The organism is uncultured Adlercreutzia sp., assembly GCF_958431955.1.
Taxonomy (GTDB): Bacteria; Actinomycetota; Coriobacteriia; order Coriobacteriales; family Eggerthellaceae; genus Adlercreutzia.
Window position 1 is genome coordinate 93,395 of record NZ_CAUASN010000003.1, and the last position, 19,594, is coordinate 112,988.

Sequence of the window (19,594 nt, forward strand, 5' to 3'; positions counted from 1 at the left end):
GCAGGCGTGGTGGTATACTTCACAGGAAAAAGAGCAACGGGAAGGAGCGCGGGCGCGTGGCGGGCATCAGCGACGAGGACATCCAGAAAGTGCGCGACGCCTCCGATGTGGTGGCGGTCATCGGCGAGCGCGTGCCGGTGAAGCAGAAGGGCCGCGACTTCTGGTGCTGCTGCCCCCTGCACCAGGAGAAGACCCCCTCGTTCAAGATCGACCCGGCCACCCAGCTGTGGCACTGCTTCGGCTGCGGCGAGGGGGGCGATGTGTTCTCCTTCATCATGAAGACCGAGGACCTCACCTTCCCCGAGGCGGTGCGCCGGCTCGCCGAGCGCGCCCATATCGACATCGTCGAGGAGGGCGGGCGCGGCATCCCGGCCAGCCAGAAGGCGCGCCTGAAGGAGATCTGCGCGCGCACGGCCGAGTTCTACCACACCCAGCTCATGCGCGGGCGCGGGGCCGAGGCCGACGCCGCCCGGGCCTACCTGGCCGGCCGCGGCTTCGGAGGAGACGTGCCGAAGAAGTGGAACCTGGGCTTCGCGCCCGGCCGCGGGGCGCTCGTGCGGCATCTGACCCAGCTCGGCTTCAAGGCCGCCGACATGATCGCCGCCAACGTGGCCCTCGACGGGCGGGGCGGCCCGGTGCGCGACCGCTTCTACAACCGGGTCATGTTCCCCATCTTCGACGTGTCGGGCGACTGCATCGCCTTCGGGGGCCGCGTCATCGGCACCGGCGAGCCGAAGTACCTCAACTCCCAGGAGACGCCGCTGTTCCACAAGTCCCAGGTGCTCTACGGGCTCGACCACGCGAAGGCCGCCATGGCGTCGACGGGCGTGGCCATCGTGGTGGAGGGCTATACCGATGTGATCGCCCTGCATGAGGCGGGCATCGCAAACGCCGTGGCCACCCTCGGCACGGCGCTCACCATGCGGCACATCCGGGTGCTCTCGCGCCATGCCTCCAAGCGCATCGTGTACCTGTTCGACGGCGATGCCGCCGGCCAGCGGGCAGCTGATCGGGCGCTCGCCTTCATCGACAAGTCCATGACGCCGGAGGCCGGGCGCTCCCAGGTGGAGCTCGTGGCCGTCACGCTGCCGGACAACCTGGATCCGGCCGAGTTCGTGGCCGCCCGCGGCGCCGACGCCCTGCGCTCGCTCGTGGACGAGGCCAAGCCGCTTTTGGAGTACGGTATCGAGCGGCGCCTGGCGAGCCACAACCTGGATGCGGCCGAGGGGCGCGCCCGGGCGCTCGAGGCGTGCCTGGAGGTGCTCGCTCCCATCAAGGACTCCATCCTGGCGAAGGACTACGCCGTGAGGCTGGCGGGGCGCTTGCGCCTGCGGGAGAACGACGTGCTGGAGGCGCTCGCCGCCAAGGAGCCGCCGCGCTACCAGGATCGCGACCGCGAGGCCGGCCCTGCCGCCGCCGCGCCCGCCCCGCAGCGCGCGCTTTCCCAGGCCGAGCGCAACCGCCTGCGCTTCGAGCGGGAGTTCCTGAGCCTCGTGGCCCAAAACCCGCTCGTGGGCCTTGCGCACGCCGACGCGCTCGCGCAGATCCAGTGGCACGAGGACGTGCACCGGCTTCTGGCGGAGTCCATCCTGGGCACGCTGGCTGAGAATCCCGCCGTCACGCCGGCCGAGGTGGTCACCCGCGCGGCGGCGGCCACGCCGCACGCGGCCCGGGTGCTCACCGGGGGAGGCGCGCTGGCCGCGACGCCCGAGGCCGCCGGCGCCTACCTGGCCGAGGAGCTTGCCCTGGGCGATGCCGAGGAGGCCGCCGGCGCCCTCTTGGCCCAGCTGGCCGCCGGGGTCTCGCCCGAGGAGGCCGAGCTTCTGCACGCCGCCGTCACGGCGCTGCAGAAGGACGTGGCCGCGCGGCGGGTGGCCCACCGCGCCCTGCCCCAGGAGTAGCCGGCGCGACCATCGGCGACACTCGGCCGCGCCGCCCCTCGTTTGCGCCCCGGGTGTCGGCATCGCGCCGCCCCGCCGTCCGACGCAGCGGCGCCGATGGCGGCCGCGGAAGCGGAGATTTCGCGCGGTATATGGACGGAGCGGGCGCTTCGGTTCACAATATATTAGTTAACCGCAGCTTCAAGCCACCCCGCGACCGCGTGTCGCGGGCCCCATACTCGAGAAAAGGAGCCTTCGTGCTGCCCATCGTCATCGCCCCCGATCCGCTGCTCGCTACCGTGTGCGAGCCGTGCGACCTTTCCGATAAGTCCCTCAAGCGCCTGTCCAAGCAGATGGCCCACGCCATGTACAAGAACTACGGCTGCGGCATCGCCGCGCCCCAGGTGGGTGTTACCAAGCGCCTCGTCGTCATCGACGTGGACTGGGACGGCGAGAAGGGGGAGAAGAATCCCATCGTGCTCGTGAACCCCGAGATCGTGGAGCTGTCCGGCGAGCCCGAGGAGGGCGGCGAGGGATGCCTGTCGTGCCCCGGCGTCACCGTGCCGGTGAAGCGCCAGCCCTGGGCGCGCGTGCAGTACTACGACCTGGACGGCGAGCTGTGGGAGATCGAGGGCGACGGGCTTCTGGCCCGCTGCCTGCAGCACGAGATCGACCACTTGAACGGCAAGACGCTCTTCGAGAGCTGCGACGCCGTCACCCGCATCGAGGCCCTGCGCGCCTACGAGGAGGCCAAGGCCGCCGGGGCGCGGCCAGGCGACACCGACATCGAGGTGAAGTAGGGTGCGCGTCGTCTACATGGGCACGCCGGCCTTCTCGGCCAGCATCCTCGAGCAGCTCATCCCGCACCACGAGGTGGTGGCCGTCTACACCCGCCCCGACGCGGTGCGCGGCCGCGGCAAGGAGCTCGTGCCCTCGCCGGTGAAGCAGGTGGCCGAGGCCGCCGGCATCCCCGTGCGCTGCCCGCGCACCCTGCGTGATGCCGAGGAGCAGGCCGCGCTGGCCGCGCTCGCCCCCGATGTCATCTGCGTGGCCGCCTACGGTCTGCTCCTGCCCCCCGAGGTGCTGGCCATTCCCGCCCACGGCTGCCTGAACGTGCACGGCTCGCTTCTGCCGCGCTGGCGCGGGGCGGCCCCCATCGAGCGGGCTATCCTCGCGGGCGACGCGGAAGTGGGCGTGTGCATCATGGCCATGGAGGAGGGGCTCGACACGGGCGACTTCTGCGTGTGCCGCTCCATCCCGGCCGATGGCGCCACCGCCGAGGGCCTCACGGCCGATCTGGCCGATTTGGGCGCGAGCGCGCTTCTCGTGGCGCTCTCCCAGGTGGAGGCGGGCCGCGTGGCCTGGGTGCGCCAGGACGAGGAGCAGGTCACCTATGCCGAGAAGATCGCCAAGGGTGAGCTGAACCTGGACCCCGCCGAGCCGGTCGTCGTGAACGACCGCCGGGTGCGGGCGTCGAGCGCGGCCCATCCGGCCCGCTGCCTCATCGGCGGCCGTGCCGTGACAGTGCTGGCCGCACGCCCCGCCGATGCGGCCCTGGCCCCGGGCGCGGCGCGGCTTTCCGCCAAGCGACTGTATATCGGGTGCGCCGACGGCGCCCTGGAAGTAACCGAAGTGAAGCCCGATGGCAAGCGCGCCATGGAGGCAAAGGCCTTCGCAGCCGGCGTGCCCGCGCTGCGGGGCGAGGAAGGAACCTGGTCCTGTGTCTAACGATCACCACTCCCACAACCAACGCCGCTCCTACGACCGCGCCTCCCAGGGCGACCGCAACGCCCAGGGCGGCCCGCGCCAGAATCGTGGCCCTCGTCCCGGCGGCAAGCCCTACGGCAACCGCGACGGGAAGCCCGGCGGGTTCCGCGGCGGCAAGCCCTCCGGCCCGCGCAAGGACGGCAAGCCCTACGGCGGCCGCGACGATAAGCCGGGCGGCTTCCGCAAGGACGGCCCCCGTGACGGAAGGCCCGGCGGCCCCCGCGGCAAGTTCGGCCAAAACGGCGGCGACCGCTCGCGCGAAGGCGGCTTTTCCGGCCGCAGAGACGGCGGAAGCGGCCCGCGCGACGGCTATCGCGGTCAGAACGGCGATGTCCGCTTGAGCGAAGGGGGCTTTTCTGCCCACAAGGATTTCCGGGATCGCGGCGGCAAGCCGTCCGGCGACCGCGCGCCCCGCAAGGACTTCGCTCCCCGTGATGGCAAGCCGGGCGGCTTCCGCAAGGACGACCGCGGCCCGCGCCGCGACTTCCGCGACCAGGGCCATCCGCGCGAGGTGTTCGTCGACGGCAAGCTGATGGCCGCCCCCGATCAGGATGCGCCCCGCTCCCGCGACGATCGCGGCGGCTTCCGCAGCGGCAGCGGCGGGGGAGGCCCGCGCCGCGACAAGACGGGCGGCGTGAAGGCCCACAAGGCCACCACGGCCCGCCAGCTGGCCCTCGCGGCGCTGCACCAGATGCGCGGCCGCGACGCCTTCGCCCAGGACATCATCGCCAAAACCATCGACACCTCCCGCATCTCGCGCGAGGAGCGCGCCTTCGCCACGCGCCTCGTGCTCGGCGTGGCCAGCACCCGCGGCACACTCGAGGAGATCGTGACCGGCTGCATGGACTCGCCCGACGATGCGGCGCCGGCCGTGCGCGACGCGCTGTGTCTGTCGGCCTACGAGATCATCTTCCTGCAGAAGAGCCCGCATGCGGCCGTGGACCAGGGCGTTGAACTGGTGAAGTCGGTGGCCCCGCGCGCGGGTGGCCTGGCCAACGCGGTGCTGCGCCGCGTCGTGCGCGCCAAGGAGAGCTTCCCCTTCGGCGACCCGCGCACCGACATCGCGGCCTACGCGCGCCTGCACGGCTTCCCCGTATGGCTCGCCGAGCGGCTCATCGCCGAGCTCGGGCCCCAGGGCGCGCGCGATTTCATGGTGGCCTCCAACGAGCCGGCGCCGGTGTTCATCGCCGTGAACGCGGTGAAGGCCACCGACGACGAGGTGGTCTCGGTGCTGGCCGACGCCCACGGCGAGCCCGAGCCGGTGGAGGTGAACGGGCGCGCGGTGCCCGGCTGCTACCGCGTGTGCTCCGGCGTGCCGCTGCTCGACGGGCGCGTGCGCCGCATGTTCAGCCAGGGCCTCCTGCTCGTGAGCGACGCCACCTCACAGGCCATCGCGAGTTTGGTGGTGGGAGAGGAGGCCCCGGCCTCCTTCCTGGAGGTGGGCGCCGGGCGGGCCACCAAGACCATCCTCGACCAGAGCCTGGCCTACCGCCGCTTCGGCGCGCAGATTCCCGACTACGTCACCGTGGACGTGCACGCCTTCAAGACGAAGCTTCTGCAGGAGCGCACCGAGCAGTACGGCATCCAGGTGGCCGAGCCCTACATCGGGGACGCCACCGACCTCACCGCGCTCGTGGGAGAGCGCACCTTCGACCGTGTGTTCATCGACTCGCCGTGCACGGGTCTGGGCACCCTGCGCCGCCATGCCGACATCCGCTGGCGTTTGCGCCCCGAGACCATCGCCGAGTCGGCGGCCCTCGACGCGCGCCTGCTGGAGAGCGCGGCTGCGCATGTGGCCCCGGGCGGCATCCTGGCCTACGCCACCTGCACGATCACCCACGAGGAGAACGCCGACGCGGTGGCAGCCTTCCTGGACACCGAGGCCGGCGCCGCCTTCGAGGTGGTGCCCTGCGGCAGCTCCGATCTGGGCGCCGAGTCCCCGTTCTTCTCGGTGACCCTGACCCCCGGTGGCCCCGACGCCCACTTCCTCGCCCTTTTGCGGAAGAAGGCGTAGGGAATTTCCGACTGCGACTTCAGAGCGGCCATCCTTTAAGGTGGCCGCTTTGCTTTTCGGCTGCGCCTATGGCGTGCTTACGGCAAAAACTATAGGTGCATTGCCGATAATTTTACGAATGTGAAACGTTGACCGTCGGGGTGTCAGTAAAATAACGGGCTACGTATTATTCCGAGATCGAAAAGGAGGTCGCAGGTCGTGGAGCCGAATATCAAAGAGGTGGCGGGGCGCATCCGCGCTCTGCGCGAGGACATGGATCTCACTCTGCAGGAGATGGCCGAGGCCACGGGCCGTACCACCGCCGAGTACGCCGCCCAGGAGAGCGGGGAAGAGGATCTGTCCTTCACCTTCCTGTACAAGTGCGCCGACAAGTTCGGCGTGGACGTCATCGAGCTGCTCACCGGCGAGAACCCGCATCTGACGGGCTACTCGCTCACCCGCGCCGGCGAGGGGCTGTCCATCAAGCGCCGCGCGGGCTTCGAGTACCTGCACAAGGCGCCGCACTTCCGCCACAAGCTGGCTGAGCCCTTCGTGGTGACCGCCCCTTACCTGGAAGAGGAGCAGGGCGTGCCGGTGCACCTGTCGCGCCACGAGGGCCAGGAGCTCGACTTCATCATCTCCGGCCAGATGCGCTTCGCCTACGAGGACCACGAGGAGATCCTGAACGCGGGCGACGTGGTCATGTACGACTCCGGCCGCGGCCACGGCATGGTGGCCACCGGCGGCGAGCCTTGCGTGTTCCTCGCCATCGTCATGAAGCCCGAGGGGGAGAAGATTATCTAGGCGGCCCCGGCATGCCGTCCGCAGAGCGCAGTCGCGCCTGCGGGCAGCCCCGGCGTCGCCTTTTCACGATCATCTTCCGCCGACGACTTTATGAACGAGGAACCTATCATGCGACATATCAACGAACGCTACGTCACCGAGGCCTACGACGACAACGGCCTGCTCACCCAGTTCGACGTGAACGTGCCCGCCGACTTCAACTTCGCCTACGACGTGGTGGACGACATCGCGCTGGCCGACCCCGATCGCACCGCCATGGTGTGGTGCAACCCCGAGGGCGAGGAGCACGTCTTCACCTTCGCCGACATGAAGTACTGGTCGGACAAGACGGCCAACTTCTTCGCGGACTGCGGCATCGGCCGCGGCGACTTCGTCATGGTCATCCTGCGCCGCCACTACCAGTTCTGGTTCACCATGCTGGCCCTGGCGAAGCTCGGTGCGGTGGCGGTGCCGGCCACCTTCATGCTGAAGGAGCACGACCTGACCTACCGCCTTCAGGGCGCCGACATCAAGGCCGTGGTATGCACGAGCGCCGGCGACATCGCCGAGGTGGTGGATGCCGTGGCGGGGGAGTGCCCCAGCGTGCAGACGCTCATCCTGGTGAACCCGGCCGGCGCGGGCCTCACGCCCCAGGACGCCGACGGCACCTGGCTCATCGGCGAGGGCGAGCTGGCGGGTCCGGCGCTCTCGGGTCCCGAGGGCATCTGCGCGGTGCCGGCTGAGCGCGCGGGCTGGCGCGACTTCAACTCCGAGGTGCGCGCCGCTTCGGCCGACTTCGCCCGGCGCGAGACGGCCTCTGCCGACCCCATGCTCATGTACTTCTCCAGCGGCACCACGGGCAACCCCAAGATGGTGCTGCACGACTCGGGCTACGCGCTCGCGCACCTCATCACGGCGAAGCACTGGCATAACGTGAACCCCGAGGGCCTGCACTTCACCATCGCCGACACCGGCTGGGGCAAGGCCGTGTGGGGCAAGTTCTTCGGGCAGTGGCTCATGGAGGCCGCGGTGCTCACCTACGACTTCGACCGCTACAACCCCGCCGACATCCTCACGCTCATCGGAAAGTACGGCGTGACCACCTTGTGCTGCCCGCCCACGATGTACCGCCTCATGACCGAGGTGGACGTGGACGCCTTCGACCTGTCCAGCCTTCAGTACTGCACCACGGCCGGCGAGGCGCTGAACCCCGACCTGTTCGACTTCTGGCGCGAGCACACCGGCCTTACCATCTACGAGGGCTTCGGCCAGACCGAAACGCCCCTGACCGTGGGCAACCTCACGAACTCCACGCCGCGCCCCGGCTCGATGGGCAAGCCCGTGCCGCTGTATCAGATGGCCATTCTGCGCGGCGACGGCACCGAGTGCGATACCGGCGAGACCGGCGAGATCTGCATCGGGATAGACCCGCACCCGGCCGGCATCATGATGGAGTACTACCGCAACCCCGAAAAGACCGCCGAGGCCATGTACGACGGCTGGTACCACACTGGCGACACGGCCTGGCGCGACGAGGAGGGCAACTACTGGTACGTGGGCCGCAACGACGACGTCATCAAATCGAGCGGCTACCGCATCGGGCCCTTCGAAATCGAGAGCGTGCTTCTGGAGCACGACGCCGTGCGCGAGTGCGCGGTGACCGGCGTGCCCGACCCGGTGCGCGGGTTCGCCGTGAAGGCCACGGTGGTGCTCGCCGACGGGTGGAAGGGCTCCGACGCCCTTACCGAGGAGCTGCAGAAGTGGGTGAAGCGCCAGACGGCCCCCTACAAGTACCCGCGTATCATCGAGTACGTGGACGACTTGCCCCGCACTGTGAACGGGAAGATCCGCCGCGCGGCCATCCGCGAGGCCGACCGCACCCACCACGAGTCGAAGAAGACCCCCGAGGGGCTGATCTAGGGTGGCACGCGCGGGCGAAGTGCCCTTCGCGCTGGCGCCGGTGACCGTGGTGGTGGGCCACTACGGGGTGGGGAAGACCAACTTCGCCCTGAACCTGGCCCTGGATGCCGCCGCGGCCGGCTACGAGGTCACCCTGGCCGATATGGACGTGGTGAACCCGTACTTCCGCTCGAGCGAGTACGCGGGGCTTTTGGAAGAGGCGGGCGTGCGCCTCATCGCTCCGGTGTTCGGCGGGGCGGGGACGAGTTTGGACGTGCCCTCGCTCACCGGCGCGGTGGTGCCCGCCATCGAGGCCGCCTACGCGGAGGATGCCGCCGGCGCGCCCGGCGCGCCCCGCAAGGCCGTCGTCATCGACGCCGGGGGCGACGATGTGGGCGCCACGGCGCTCGCGCGCTTCGCGCCGGCCATCCGCGCCGGGCGCCACGAGGTGCTCTATGTGGTGAACGCGCGGCGCAACCGCACCCAGACTCCCGACGAGGCCGCCGCGGTGCTCGCCGAGATCCAGGCGAAATGCGGTCTGGCCGCCACGGCGGTGGTGAACAACACCCACCTCCAGGGCGAGACGACGCTGGGACACATTGCTGAAAGTGTCCCGTTCGCCCAGGCAGTAGCCGCAAAGGCGGGGGTGCCGGTTGCGTGCACTACGGTGCCGAAGTCGGCCATTCGGCGGGAAAGCGACCCCGCACCGGCGCTTTCGGGCCTGCCAGGCGGCTATCCTGTGGAAGTGCTGGTGGCGCCGCCCTGGGCCTAGGGCGCGCCGCATCGAGACGAGAGAAACGGCAGCGGCGCTGCGCGCGCCGCCCGAGAGATTGAGGAGGTTTCCATGGCGCGAGTGACCGTCGACGACTTCTTCTGCAAGGGCTGCGGCCTGTGCGTGGACGTCTGCCCGGTATCCATCCTCGAGCTGGATCCGGACGTTATCACGGCCAAGGGCTATCACCCGGCCCATTGCGTCGATCAGGACAAGTGCACGGGCTGCTGCACGTGCGCGACGATGTGCCCGGATGTGGCCATCACGGTGGAAAGGTAGTCCTATGGCAGAGAAAGTACTCATGAAGGGCAACGAGGCCATGGCCGAGGCGGCCATGCGCGCCGGTTGCCGCTTCTTCTTCGGTTACCCCATCACCCCGCAGACCGAGGTGGCGGCCTACATGGCGAAGATGATGCCGAAGGTGGGGGGCACCTACCTGCAGGCTGAGTCCGAGGTGGCGGCCATCAACATGGTCTACGGCGCCGCCGCGGCCGGTGCCCGCGTGCTGACCTCGTCCTCGTCGCCGGGCATCTCGCTCAAGGCGGAGGGCATCTCGTATATGGCCGGCGCCGATCTGCCGGGCGTGATCATCAACGTGCAGCGCGGGGGCCCGGGCCTGGGCTCCATCCAGCCCTCCCAGGCCGACTACTGGCAGGCCACCAAGGCCACCGGCCACGGCGACTTCCATATCGTGGTGTACGCTCCCTCCACCGTGCAGGAGATGGCCGACTACGCCTTTAAGGCCTTCGACACCGCCGATGAGTACCGCGTGCCCGTCATGATCATGGCCGACGGCATGCTCGGCCAGATGATGGAGCCGGTGGTGCTGCCCGAGCCGCTTTCCGAGGACGAGCTGCCCGAGAAGCCCTGGGCCACCGACGGCCACGGCATGAAGCGCCCCCACAACGTGGTGAACTCGCTGTACCTCACCGCCGAGGACCTGGAGAACTTGAACCGCGAGCGCTACGAGCGCTACGCGACCATCGTCGCGAACGAGCAGCTCTCCGAGAGCTACCTCACCGAGGATGCCGACATCGTGCTCGTGGCCTTCGGCGGCGCGGCGCGCGTGGCCCGCTCGGCGGTGAACGCCGCCCGCGAGCAGGGCATCAAGGCGGGGCTTTTCCGGCCCATCACCCTGTGGCCCTTCCCGACCGAGGCGCTTTCCGCGCTTGTGCCCCAAGCCAAGGGCTTCCTCGATGTGGAGATGAACATGGGCCAGATGATCGAGGACGTGCGCCTGGTGGTGGCCGACCGCGCGCCCGTGGAGTTCTTCGGCCGCACCGGCGGCGTCATCCCGACGCCCGACGAGGTGCTTGCGGCCATTGTCGCTTTGAACGAGAAGGTAGGTGAGTAGCATGGCCGAGACCGCAGAGAAGGACCTGAAGGTCGTCTTCGAGCGCCCCCACGCGCTGCTGCCCGTGGTGACCAACTTCTGCCCGGGATGCCCCCACGGCATCGTGGAGCGCCTCGTGGCCGAGACCATGGACGAGCTGGGCGTGGAGGGGGAGACCATCGGCGTGGCGCCGGTGGGCTGCTCCGTTATCTCCTACGACTTCTTCGGCTGCGACATGATCGAGGCCGCCCACGGCCGCGCGCCGGCGGTGGCCACCGCGGTGAAGCGCGTGCATCCCGACAAGGTGGTCTTCGCCTACCAGGGCGACGGGGACTTGGCCTCCATCGGCATGGCCGAGACCATCCACGCGGCCACCCGCGGCGAGAACATCACCATCATCTTCATCAACAACGCCATCTACGGCATGACAGGCGGCCAGATGGCCCCCACGTCCCTGCCGAACCAGGTGACCCAGACGAGCCCCTACGGGCGCGACGTGGCCACCGCGGGCAACCCCATCCGCGTGAGTGAGCTCTTGAACGCGCTGGACGGCCCGGCCTACATCGAGCGCGTGACGGTGGACACGCCCAAGAACGTGCGCAAGGCGAAGAAGGCCATTAAGAAGGCCTTCCAGAACCAGATCGACGGCGTGGGCTACTCGTTCATCGAGGTGGTGTCCACCTGCCCCACCAACTGGGGCATGACGCCGCAGGACGCCTTCGAGTGGATGCGCGTGAACATGCTGCCCTACTACCCGCTCGGCGTGGTGCGCGACGTGACCGCCGAGGGCTTCGCGAACGCCGCCGAGGCTGCCGCCGCCCGCAACGCGGCCTGCCCCATCGCCCATCCCGAGAACGCCGAAGGAGGCAACTAATGGCCCAGGAACTCTCATGCGTCGTGGCCGGCTTCGGCGGCCAGGGGTCGCTGTTCGCCGGCAAGGTCATCGCCACGGCCGGCCTCATCGAGGACCGCGAGGTGTCGTGGATGCCCTCCTACGGCCCCGAGATGCGCGGCGGCACGGCCAACTGCTCGGTCACGCTGTCCGATGCGCCCATCGGAAGCCCGCTCGTGCTGGCGCCCAACGCGCTCATCGCGCTGAACCAGCCCTCCTTCGACAAGTTCATCGATACGGTGGTGGAAGGGGGCACCGTGGTGGTGGATACGGCCATGGTTCCGCAGCTGAGCGAGCCTGAGGGCGTTACCGTCATCGGCATCCCCGCCACGAAGCTGTGCGAGGAGGCGGGCATCAAGGGCCTCGGCAACATCGTGCTCATCGGCAAGCTCTGGGCCCAAACGGGCTTTTGCAGCCGCGAGGCGCTCGATGCGGCCATCGCCAAGTGCGTGCCGGCCAGGCGCCCCGAGAAGCTCGAGCAGAACCGCCGCGCCATCGAGCTCGGCATCAACGCTTAGAAAGAAGTGACGAACATGGAAGAGAACCTGAAAGAACTCGGCATGCGCGTCCAGGGCCTGCGCGAGGCGTGCGACGTATCGCGCCACACCATGGCCCAGGAGCTCGGCGTGGACGTGGAGACCTACCGCGCCTGGGAGGAGACCGGGGTGGACATCCCCATCTCGGCCATCTACCACATGGCCACGAAGTTCAACGTCGATCTCGCCGAGATCCTCACGGGCACGGCGCCCAAGCTCGACACCTATCACGTGGTGCGCAACGGCGAGGGCATCGACGTGGACCGCTTCCCGGGCTATCAGTACGAGGATCTGGCCTGGCGCTACGCCCGCAAGATCATGCAGCCCTTGCGCGTGGTGCTCGACCCGGCCGATGATGACGCCGAGCTCGTGAGCCATAGCGGCCAGGAGTTCAACTACGTGGTGGACGGCTCCATCACGCTCGTGTTCCAGGACCGCGAGATCGTGCTGAACGCCGGCGACTCCATCTACTTCAACCCGGAGTACCCCCACGGCCAGCGCTGCAACGGCGATAAGCCGGCCACCTTCATCACCATCATCGCCGAGTAGCCTGCAGCCAATCAAGGCATTCGGTTTCGGAAGAGGAGCGTTGCGATTTCGGATGCTTCGACCGAGCGAGTTCCGCAGCGAACGAGACAGTCCAGTGGACTGTCTCGCAGAGCGAGGACTGTTCGAGCGAATCGAAGTATCCGGAAGAGCGGCGCGGACGACCACAGGAGAGCAGAGAGAAGCAACCAACCATGGATCATGTTCTGAAGAAGTACTGCCCGAGAATCGAGTTCGACTCCTACGAGGACTTCGCCGAGAACTTCGTCATCGAGGTTCCCGAGGCCTTCAACTTCGGCTTCGACGTCGTGGACGAGTGGGCCCGCGTGGAGCCCGACAAGCGCGCCCTGCTCTGGTGTAACGACCGCGGCGAGGAGCGCACCTTCACCTTCACCGACATCAAGCGCCTCTCGAACCAGGCCGCCAACGCCTTCGCCGACATGGGCATCGGCAAGGGCGACGTGGTGATGTGCATCCTGCGCCGCCGCTGGGAGTACTGGATCTGCGCCGTGGCCCTGTGCAAGTTGGGCGCCACCATCATTCCCGCGTCGCTGCAGCTGACGCGCAAGGATGTGGTGTACCGCGTGAACAGCGCGGACGTGAAGGCCATCGTGGCGGTGAACGACGACTACGTGTGCACCCAGGTGGAAGAGGCCATGCCCGACTGCCCCGGCGTGCTGGAGAAGTTCATCGTCGACGGCGATCGCACGGGCTGGATTCCCTTCCACGATCTCATCGAGGGCAAGCCCGAGACCTTCGAGCGGCCCCGCGGCGAGGAGGCCGTCACCTCGAAGGACATCATGCTCATGTACTTCACGAGCGGCACGACCGGCAACCCCAAAGCCGTCGAGCACAACTTTGCTCACCCGCTCGGCCATATCATCACGGCGAAGTACTGGCAGCAGGTGCGCGAGAACGAGCTGCACATGACCGTGACTGATTCGGGTTGGGCCAAGTTCGGCTGGGGCAAGATCTACGGCCAGTGGATCGCCGGCGCCACCATCTTCGCCTACGATATGGACAAGTTCGTGCCCACGAAGCTGCTGCAGAAGATCCAGGACTACCGGCTGTCCACCTTCTGCGCCCCGCCTACCATGTACCGCTTCATGCTGCAGGAGGACGTGGAGGCCTACGATTTGTCCAGCGTGCACAACTTCGCGACGGCCGGCGAGCCCTTGAACGCCGAGGTGACCATCCAGTGGGAGAAGCTCACCGGCAAGAAGATCCGCGAGGGCTTCGGCCAGTCGGAGGGCCCGGTGCTTTTGGCCACCTTCCCGTGGGTGGAGCCGCGCCCCGGCTCCATGGGCAAGCCCTCGCCGCTTCTGAACGTGAAGCTTCTGGACGATGAGGGCCGCGAGGTGGAGGACGGCGAGGAGGGCGCCATCTGCGTGACGGGTCTGAAAGAGGCTTACCCGCCGGGCCTGTTCGTCGGCTACTACGGCGATGAGGAGCGCACGGTCGAGGCTGTGGGAGGGGAGTACTACAACCTGCACGATCTGGCGTGGCGCGATTCCGACGGCTACTGTTTCTTCGTGGGCCGCGATGACGACGTCATCAAGTGCTCGGGCTACCGCATCGGGCCCTTCGAGGTGGAAAGCGCCCTGGTGGAGCACCCGGCCGTGGTCGAGTGCGCCGTCACGGCCGCGCCCGATCCCATCCGCGGCAAGGTGGTGAAGGCCACGGTGGTGCTGGCCCGCGGCTACGAGGGCACCGACGCGCTCACCCGCGAGCTGCAGGAGCACGTGAAGAAGACCACCGCGCCCTACAAGTACCCGCGCATCATCGAGTACGTGGACGAGCTGCCCAAGACCATCGGCGGCAAGATCAAGCGCAAGCTCATCCGCCAGACCGACGGCATTCAGGAGTAGCCGCGTCGCGGGCTGCGGTCGGTATTTGGCAACGAACGGTTGAAGAGGGCACCTTGCGGGGCGCCCTTGCCATAATCGGGCGCCTATCGGCAAAAATAGCCTGAAACGGCGTTGTCAAGAAGCGGGGATTTCGGGTATTATGAGCGATGAAGCGAAACCCCCAGGGTCGATGACGCTGTGCGCGTGGCGAGCCGTGCGTCCTCGTTCCTCGAGGTTCTGATCAGCTGGGGAGGGCAGATCTGCTCGCTTCGCACGAGGGAGGCGCACCCGCGCCTCGAAATCCCCAACTGGAAGGATGGAGTATGTCCGAAGAAGAGAAGACCGCCGAGGTCGCCGCGGTAGAGGAGACCGAGGCTGCGCCGGCTGCCAAGAAGGCGCGCAAGAAGTGGCCCATCGTGGTCGGCGTTGTCGTGGCTGTGCTGGTCGTAGCCGGTGCCGGCTTCTGGGTGTGGCATGAGCAGCCGAGCTTCTGCAACGCCATCTGCCATACGCCGATGGATCCCTATCTGCCGACCTACGAGGCCACCCCGGGCGAGCCCGCCACTGACAAGTGGGGCAACGAGCTCGAGACCGCCAGCGGCATGCTGGCCGCCGTGCACCGTGCCGATGAGTCCTCCGACATCACCTGCATGGGCTGCCACGTTCCCACCCTGTCCGAGCAGATCGGCGAGGGTATCAGCTGGGTGACCGGCAACTACGAGGTTATGCTGACCCAGGCCGGTATGCACGTGGTGCCCGAGAAGTCCCTCGAGGACCTCGTGGCCGCCCGCGGCATCGAGCCTGATCAGTTCTGCCTGAACGAGTCCTGCCACAACATGACCCGCGACGACCTGATCCAGGCCACCTCCGACATGGAGCGCAACCCGCACGTGCCGCAGCACGGCGAGGTCGCCTGCGGCGAGTGCCACAAGGCTCACCGCGCGTCGGTGAACTACTGCTCCAGCTGCCACAACGACGCCGAGATCCCCGAGGGTTGGATCTCCTCCGCCGACGACAAGAAGCTCGTCAAGGAGCTGGAGTCGCTGAACAAGTAACTTCTCCCTTCGCCACGGGGAAAGTGGGAGGAAGGCCGTCTTCGGACGGCCTTCTTTCGTTTTCCCGCAAGAACGGTTACGGTTACGTGTCCGCTCAGTGTTTCGCAGCCGCGTTCGGGTTCGGGCGGTTCACTATGGGTCTGTGATCGCGAGCCGCGCGAGGCGCGGCGGTACCGGCGAAAGGAGCAGATCATGGAGCTAGAGAAGTCCCAGACGTGGAAGAATTTGGAAGACGCCCTCAGCCAGGAGGCAGTGGCATACTGCGAGTACACCTTCTACGCGCAGCAGGCGGCGAAGGACGGCTACACCCAGATCTCGGAGATCTTCAACGAGACGGCCGGCAACGAGCTGCACCATGCCAAGCTGCACTTCAAGAAGCTCCACGACGGCAAGGTGCCCGACACGCTGCAGAACCTGAAGGACGCCCAGGACGACGAGGACGCCGAGGTGAAGATCTACACCGGCTACGCCAAGACCGCCCGCGAGGAGGGCTTCGCCGAGCTGGCCGACTTCTTCGAGGGGCTCGCCGCCATCGAGAAGAGCCACCAGGATCGCTTCGACCTGCTCATCGAGCGCATCAACAACGACGAGGTGTTCCGCCGCAAGGAGGTGAAGGTGTGGGTGTGCACCGTGTGCGGCCACATCGAGATCGGCACCGAGCCTCCTGAGAAGTGCCCCGTGTGCGACCATCCGCGCGGACACTTTGAGATCAAGGCTGAAAATTACTAAGATTCCGTCGCTGCTGCGGCCCCGCTGTGGTCGGAGGCACCGGGCATTTCGATTCGCTCAGACAGTCCTCGCTCTGCGAAACAGTCCACCGGACTGTTTCGTTCGCTGCGGAACTCGCTCGGTCGAAACACCCGGTGCCTCCTCTCTTCTCGGCCATTCTCGATTACATCCTCCTTTCACCCTTTTCTTTGGGAGAAAACTAAATCAGTGCTTGCAAATCATCTTTTCGGGGTGTATGGTGCAACCGTCCTTTAAATGCGGTACAGAGAGGCCGACAAGGTACACCCCGTGCGCGGGGACGCGAGCGCGGAATGCTCGCGAACATAAGCGCACTCAGTGAGCCTCGTCGTCCGACGGGCTTTTTTATTGCCCGCCGGCGACAGCGGAAGCGCGGGAAACTCGGACGCGCTTTCGGGTTTCGTCTGTACGCACTGAACCTGAGAAGGGAGTGTGTATGAACGACGCAAGCTTGGTCAAGTCCGTCTGCATGGACGCAGACGAGATCGAGAGGGCGGTGACGCGCATCGCGCACCAGATCCTCGAGGCCAACAAGGGGGCTGAGAACCTGGCGCTCGTGGGCATCGTGACCCGCGGCGATCTTCTCGCCAAGATGCTCGCCCAGAAGATCCAGGAAATCGAGGGGGTGGAAGTGCCCCTCGGCAAGCTGGACATCAGCTTCTACCGCGACGACTTCGCGACCCATTTCGCCCCGGAGGTCCACTCCACCGACATTCCCTTCGACATCGACGGCAAGACCGTCGTGCTCGTGGACGACGTGCTCTACACCGGGCGCACCATCCGCGCGGCGCTCGACGCCCTCATGGACATCGGCCGCCCGGCTGCCGTCCAGCTGGCGGTGCTGGTGGACCGCGGCCACCGAGAGCTTCCCATCCGCGCCGATTTCGTGGGCAAGAACGTGCCCTCCGCCTCCGACGAGAACGTGCGTCTGTTCCTCGAGGAAGTGGACGGCGTCTCCGCCGTGGAGATCCTGGAAATCGAGCCGGGCAAGCGCGCCGGCTCCGCGCCGATCAAGAACAACGGGGGTGAGTAGGGCCATGGCCTTCAACCACAAGCATCTCATCGACATCACGGAGTACTCCGCCGATGACATCATGACCATCCTGGAGACGGCCAAGAACTTCAAGCAGGTGAACGAGCGCCGCATCAAGAAGGTGCCCACGCTCAAGGGCTTCACCGTGGTGAACATGTTCAACGAGCCGTCCACTCGCACGCGCTCCTCCTTCGAGATCGCCGAGAAGCGCCTGTCTGCCGACTCGCTGAACTTCGGCGGCTCTTCCACGGCCACGGTGAAGGGCGAGAGCCTCGTGGACACCGTGAAGACGCTGTGCTCCTACAAGATCGACTGCATCGTGGTGCGCGACCGCTGGGCCGGCGTGCCCCGCAAGATCGCGGACGTCTCCGGCGTGTCGGTCATCGACGCCGGCGACGGCAAGCACCAGCACCCCACCCAGGCCCTGCTCGATCTGTACTCCATCTGGGAGGAGAAGGGCGATCTCGCCGGCCTGCACGTCGGCGTGGTCGGCGACATCGCCCACTCCCGCGTGTGCGGCTCGCTTATCCCGGCGCTGAAGATCATGGGCTGCGAGGTGACGGTGGTGGCCCCGCCGACGCTTCTGCCCGCGCGCCCCGATGTTCTCGGCGCCGACCACGTGACGAGCAACCTCGACGAGGCGCTGCCCGAGCTCGACGTGGTGTACATGCTGCGCATCCAGCGCGAGCGCTTCGAGGGCGCCCCGTACCCGAACCTGCGCGAGTACAACCTGCTCTACGGCCTCACCCAGGAGCGCGACCGCCTCATGAAGCCCGATGCTTGCGTGTGCCACCCGGGCCCCATCAACCGCGGTGTGGAGCTGGACAGCTTCATGGCCGACCACCCCAAGCGCTCCATCATCCTCGACCAAGTCTACGCCGGCGTCCTCGTGCGCATGGCCGCCCTGTACCTGCTCCTAGGAGGTAGCAACGATGGCATTGATGCTTAAGAACGCCCGTCTGATCGACCCGCAGATCGGCCTGGACGAGGTGGCCGACATCCTCATCCGCGACGGCAAGATCGTGGAGGTGGGCCACAACCTCACCATGGAGAAGGGCGTCGAGCGCGACCTCTCCGGCAAGATCGTCACCCCCGGCCTCGTGGACATGCACGTGCACTTCCGCGATCCGGGCCAGGAGCAGAAAGAAGACATCGCCTCCGGTTCCCGCGCGGCGGCCCACGGCGGGTTCACGGCCGTGTGCACCATGCCCAACACCGATCCGGTGGTGGACGATGCGGTGGCCGTGGAGTACGTGAAGGCCCGCGCCGCCGCGGTGGGGAAGTGCCGCATCATCCCGGCTGGCGCCTGCTCGAAGAACCTCAAGGGCGAGGTGCTCTCGGACATGGGCGACATGTACGCCCACGGCGCGCCGGTGTTCACCGATGATGGCCACGGGGTGCAGGACGCCGGCATGATGCGCCGCGTCATGGACTACGCCCGCCAGTTCGACACCGTCATCATGGCCCACTGCCAGGACGACTCGCTCGTAGCCGACGGCCAGGTGAACGAGGGGGTGGCCTCCACGCGCCTCGGCATGGTGGGCTGGCCGGCCGAGGGCGAGGAGCTCGAGATCGCCCGCGACATCGCGCTCTGCCGCCTGACGGGCTGCCCCTTGCACATCCAGCACATCACCACCAAGCGCGGCCTCGATATGGTGGCCGCCGCCAAGGCGGAGGGCCTGCCCGTGACCTGCGAGGTGACGCCGCACCATATGTTCCTCACTGAGGACGCCATCACCGCCGAGTACCAGACCTCCCTCAAGGTGAACCCGCCGCTGCGCACCGCCGAGGACGCCGCCGCCCTTATCGAGGGTTTGAAGAACGGCGTGATCGACGCCATCGTGACCGATCATGCGCCCCATACCGACTGGGAGAAGGACCGCGAGTTCGAGCTGGCGCCCTTCGGCATGACGGGGCTCGAGACCTCGCTGTCGCTCGTGCTCACGCACCTCGTGCGCGCCGGCGTCATCGACTACGGCCGCATGATCGAGGCCATGGCCGTATCGCCGCGCGCCATCCTGCGCCAGGAGCCGGTGAAGATCGAGGCCGGCAGCACCGCCGACCTTACGGTCATCGATCCGGAGGCCGCCTGGACCGTGGAGGTGGGCGAGTTCTGCTCCAAGGCCAACAACTCCGGCTTCATCGGCGCCGAGCTGACGGGCCGCGCCACCGACACCTACGTCGGCGGCTACGCCACCATGGAGGACGGCGCCATCGTCGAGTAGACGCGCGCCGGACATAGCCTGCACAGAAGGGGACGGTTCGCTTCACGCGAGCCGCCCCTTTGCGTTTCACGTGCCTATCGGCGGCTGCTCGGCAGCGGGGCCTTGGAGTGTTGGCGGGTGTGCTTGCGCGGCGCTCTTGCACTGCGGCGCTCTTGCACTGCGGCGCTCTTGCACTGCGGCGCAAGAGGAGGTCAACGCTGCGATGGCGGGTCGTCAACGGGTGCGCTCGGGGGGAGGGGAGGCCCCTCGGCCCTGGCTACAATGGGGTCGATGAGCGTCGGCTTTC

The 19,594-nt window shown here is 67.6% G+C and carries 18 protein-coding genes; all 18 read left to right on the forward strand.

Annotated elements, in window-relative coordinates; genetic code table 11:
* Positions 1-56 precede the first annotated feature (56 nt).
* A complete protein-coding gene (gene dnaG / locus Q5064_RS01960; protein WP_302961825.1) occupies positions 57-1,901 on the forward strand; it encodes a DNA primase in 1,845 nt (614 codons plus the stop codon).
* 236 nt (positions 1,902-2,137) lie between these two features.
* Entirely contained in the window at positions 2,138-2,680 is a 543-nt protein-coding gene (gene def / locus Q5064_RS01965) for a peptide deformylase (protein ID WP_302961826.1), read from the forward strand.
* A 1-nt stretch (position 2,681) separates the two neighbouring features.
* On the forward strand, positions 2,682-3,608 hold the full coding sequence (gene fmt, locus Q5064_RS01970) for a methionyl-tRNA formyltransferase (protein ID WP_302961827.1): 927 nt from the start codon (positions 2,682-2,684) through the stop codon (positions 3,606-3,608).
* Entirely contained in the window at positions 3,601-5,661 is a 2,061-nt protein-coding gene (locus Q5064_RS01975; RefSeq protein ID WP_302961828.1) for a transcription antitermination factor NusB, read from the forward strand. The genes fmt and Q5064_RS01975 overlap by 8 nt, the downstream gene beginning before the upstream one ends.
* Positions 5,662-5,859: 198 nt before the next feature.
* Positions 5,860-6,444 (forward strand): helix-turn-helix domain-containing protein, encoded by a 585-nt coding sequence (locus Q5064_RS01980; RefSeq protein WP_302961830.1) that lies wholly within the window; start codon positions 5,860-5,862, stop codon positions 6,442-6,444.
* 108 nt (positions 6,445-6,552) lie between these two features.
* A complete protein-coding gene (locus Q5064_RS01985) occupies positions 6,553-8,343 on the forward strand; it encodes an AMP-binding protein (protein WP_302961831.1) in 1,791 nt (596 codons plus the stop codon).
* Position 8,344: 1 nt separating this feature from the next.
* Positions 8,345-9,094: a ParA family protein gene (locus tag Q5064_RS01990; protein WP_302961833.1), complete on the forward strand. Its 750-nt coding sequence runs from the start codon at positions 8,345-8,347 to the stop codon at positions 9,092-9,094.
* A 72-nt stretch (positions 9,095-9,166) separates the two neighbouring features.
* Positions 9,167-9,373 carry a 4Fe-4S binding protein gene (locus Q5064_RS01995; RefSeq protein ID WP_016308908.1) on the forward strand — a complete coding sequence of 69 codons (207 nt, stop codon included), beginning with the start codon at positions 9,167-9,169 and terminating at the stop codon, positions 9,371-9,373.
* 4 nt (positions 9,374-9,377) lie between these two features.
* Complete coding sequence (locus Q5064_RS02000; RefSeq protein ID WP_302961835.1) at positions 9,378-10,448, forward strand: 3-methyl-2-oxobutanoate dehydrogenase subunit VorB; 1,071 nt, start codon at positions 9,378-9,380, stop codon at positions 10,446-10,448.
* Between the two features lies 1 nt (position 10,449).
* Positions 10,450-11,301, forward strand: coding sequence for a thiamine pyrophosphate-dependent enzyme (locus Q5064_RS02005; protein ID WP_302961836.1), 852 nt, complete (start codon positions 10,450-10,452; stop codon positions 11,299-11,301).
* Positions 11,301-11,837, forward strand: a complete 537-nt coding sequence (locus tag Q5064_RS02010) for a 2-oxoacid:acceptor oxidoreductase family protein (protein WP_302961838.1) — start codon at positions 11,301-11,303, stop codon at positions 11,835-11,837. The genes Q5064_RS02005 and Q5064_RS02010 overlap by 1 nt, the downstream gene beginning before the upstream one ends.
* Before the next feature lie 15 nt (positions 11,838-11,852).
* Positions 11,853-12,404 carry a helix-turn-helix domain-containing protein gene (locus tag Q5064_RS02015; protein WP_302961840.1) on the forward strand — a complete coding sequence of 184 codons (552 nt, stop codon included), beginning with the start codon at positions 11,853-11,855 and terminating at the stop codon, positions 12,402-12,404.
* 191 nt (positions 12,405-12,595) lie between these two features.
* Complete coding sequence (locus tag Q5064_RS02020; protein WP_302961842.1) at positions 12,596-14,269, forward strand: AMP-binding protein; 1,674 nt, start codon at positions 12,596-12,598, stop codon at positions 14,267-14,269.
* A 302-nt stretch (positions 14,270-14,571) separates the two neighbouring features.
* Complete coding sequence (locus Q5064_RS02025) at positions 14,572-15,303, forward strand: cytochrome c3 family protein (protein WP_302961844.1); 732 nt, start codon at positions 14,572-14,574, stop codon at positions 15,301-15,303.
* 192 nt (positions 15,304-15,495) lie between these two features.
* Positions 15,496-16,032, forward strand: a complete 537-nt coding sequence (locus tag Q5064_RS02030) for a rubrerythrin family protein (RefSeq protein ID WP_302961846.1) — start codon at positions 15,496-15,498, stop codon at positions 16,030-16,032.
* 454 nt (positions 16,033-16,486) lie between these two features.
* On the forward strand, positions 16,487-17,083 hold the full coding sequence (pyrR, locus tag Q5064_RS02035) for a bifunctional pyr operon transcriptional regulator/uracil phosphoribosyltransferase PyrR (protein ID WP_302961848.1): 597 nt from the start codon (positions 16,487-16,489) through the stop codon (positions 17,081-17,083).
* A 4-nt stretch (positions 17,084-17,087) separates the two neighbouring features.
* A complete protein-coding gene (locus tag Q5064_RS02040) occupies positions 17,088-18,032 on the forward strand; it encodes an aspartate carbamoyltransferase catalytic subunit (RefSeq protein ID WP_302961884.1) in 945 nt (314 codons plus the stop codon).
* Positions 18,016-19,308, forward strand: coding sequence for a dihydroorotase (locus Q5064_RS02045; RefSeq protein ID WP_302961850.1), 1,293 nt, complete (start codon positions 18,016-18,018; stop codon positions 19,306-19,308). The genes Q5064_RS02040 and Q5064_RS02045 overlap by 17 nt, the downstream gene beginning before the upstream one ends.
* Positions 19,309-19,594: the final 286 nt, after the last annotated feature.